Here is a 2,253-nt window from a genome sequence, read left to right on the forward strand (position 1 = left end):
CTATATTCGTGACCGGCAGCGGGCGTCTCACTGGTCTCATGGAACGCACAAACGACTATATTCGTGACCGGCAGCGGGCGTCTCACTGGTCTCATGGAACGCACAAACGAATGCGCGACCGTAATCGCCCTTTGTGTACCAATTGTCCTCGCGCTCTGCACCGCGGGTCATATTCGCAAAACGTCCGCATTTTTAGCTGTAGCGATCATGACCTATGGAATTTTGCTCACTGGCTCTAATTCCGGCCTTCTGTCGCTGGTTTGCGGCGTGGGAATTTTTGCAATTTTCGGCGTGAACTGGAAACATATATTGCTGCCGTTATTTCTGAGCGCGGCAATTCTGGCTCTCGGTGGCGGCTTCGTAACTGAATACCTTCCCGAAACCTTTCAAAAGAGGGTTCTTGGCGCCTTGGAAAGTGGTGACCTTGGAAAAGCCGGCACTTTCGACGGGCGAATTGAATTGATAAACGAAGCTCTGGAGTTGACGTCGAGCACAATGCTCGTCGGAGTTGGGGCCGATCAGTATCGTGTGAGCAGTGCGTTTGCCGCGCCAGTTCACAACGTCTATCTGCTTTTGTGGACAGAAGGCGGACTGGTGAGTGCAGTCGGCTTCGTTGTGATGCTTACGGGTGCTCTTGGTCCGGCCTTTTTGGTATTGAAACTCCCGGGCGGGCGGCCGTTTGCGGCGGCAATATTTGCCAATGTGACGGTATTTTTAATGGCCGCCAATGCTCTCCCGCACGTTTATAGCCGGTTCTGGGTGGTGCCAATTCTTCTCCCGATATGCCTTGCATCGACCTTTGTGCGCAAAGACCATGCTTTGCTGCGCGGAACGGGCGATACCGGCGGCTGAGCAGGCCCATTGGGGTAGATGGCTAAGCATGATTTCCTTTGACCGCCGGCAGACGGTTTCTGTCTCAGTGCAACTTTGTGAGTCCTCCAATGGCTGATGAAATGCTGGCGCGGCCATCTGCAAGCCAATCCGTGAGACGTACCAAAACCGGTTCGGCCGAAAGAGCGAGCGAATTCAACGTTGCGGCTCATGGTCTGCGTGGCTTGGCGTCGATCATGGTCCTCGGGGCCCATGTCCTTGGAGGAACAGCGCGTCACGTCTACCAGGCGAACGAGACCTACGTGCAGGCGATACAGGCCCCGTGGTTTCTGGGTGTGTTCGGCGTGAAGTTATTTTTCGTCATAAGCGGATATGTGATACTTCCAAGCGCACTGCGATATTCCATTCCGGAATTCGCAAAGCGCCGATTTCTCCGTATCTATCCGTTGTTCTTTGCTGCTTCTATAGTTTTTGTCGCGTTGAATTACGCCACGAACGAATATCCAAAAACAAATAATATAGAAAGTATCGTGTCTGGTCTTCTATTTATCAACCTTTTCACAGGGACCGAACAGCTTACGCCCAATGCCTGGAGCCTCACCTACGAAGTGATGTTCTATGCGCTGACGTGCTGGGTCGTCTATACCTCCGTTAAAAAACCAGGAGCAATGGCGGCCGCCTTGGCGTGGGCCGCATGTTTGATTTTTCTCGTTGTGTTTCCTGTGTCGATATTTTTCCTGGCTGGCGCCCTGATCCGCATCTTTGGCACAAAAATAACGATAGGCACTGGTATATTGCGCACGCTGGAGGTCATGCTGTTTTTTGCCGCGGCCTACTCAGCAAGCCGGGGGGTATTCGAATACACCTTATATGATTTCACTGAGCCGGCCGCTCTATCGGCACTGGTCTGTACCGTCGTCTACTTTGCGCTGGCTGTAGATCCGCGCAGCTTGACGAGTGTGCTGTTTCAAAATCCATTTTCAAATTATATGGGAGCGATAAGCTACAGCCTGTATCTCATCCACCCCTATGCTTATTATTTGGTAAGATGGATTTTCGTTGAGCTGAAGCTTTTCACGGATGAGGTCTGGTTGTCGATAGCAACCTTTGGAGCGGTGGTATTCGTTGCGTCTGTCGCACTCGGCCATATTGCACACATCCTGCTCGAAAGATGGCCCTATAGCTGGTATTTCCACCAGCGCGTTTATCGCAGCGGTTCCAATTGAACTGGCCTGCCCCCTGAAAAGTGATCCTTTTTGAAGTATGGCTTATGAGCCAAAGAAGGACATTGAAATGGCAGCGAAAAGACACAAGGCAGAAGAGATCGTCACGAAGCTTCGTCAGGTTGACGTGCTGAATGCGCAGGGCAAATCGATGGCGGAGGCGATCCGGTCGATAGGCGTAACGGAAGTTACATATTAC

2 protein-coding genes and 1 pseudogene are annotated in these 2,253 nt (G+C 51.9%); all 3 read left to right on the forward strand.

The window, feature by feature from the left end; all coding sequences use genetic code 11:
• Positions 1 to 93 precede the first annotated feature (93 nt).
• The gene (locus tag AC1D17_RS28560; RefSeq protein ID WP_477568576.1) at positions 94 to 852 is read left to right on the forward strand and encodes an O-antigen ligase family protein; all 759 of its coding nucleotides are present in this window, start codon (positions 94 to 96) and stop codon (positions 850 to 852) included.
• A gap of 89 nt (positions 853 to 941) precedes the next feature.
• Positions 942 to 2,057: an acyltransferase family protein gene (locus AC1D17_RS28565; RefSeq protein WP_477568577.1), complete on the forward strand. Its 1,116-nt coding sequence runs from the start codon at positions 942 to 944 to the stop codon at positions 2,055 to 2,057.
• A 67-nt stretch (positions 2,058 to 2,124) separates the two neighbouring features.
• Positions 2,125 to 2,253: pseudogene (locus AC1D17_RS28570) on the forward strand (IS3 family transposase); the annotation flags it as partial.

This window comes from Pararhizobium sp. P1_E7, assembly GCF_056405855.1.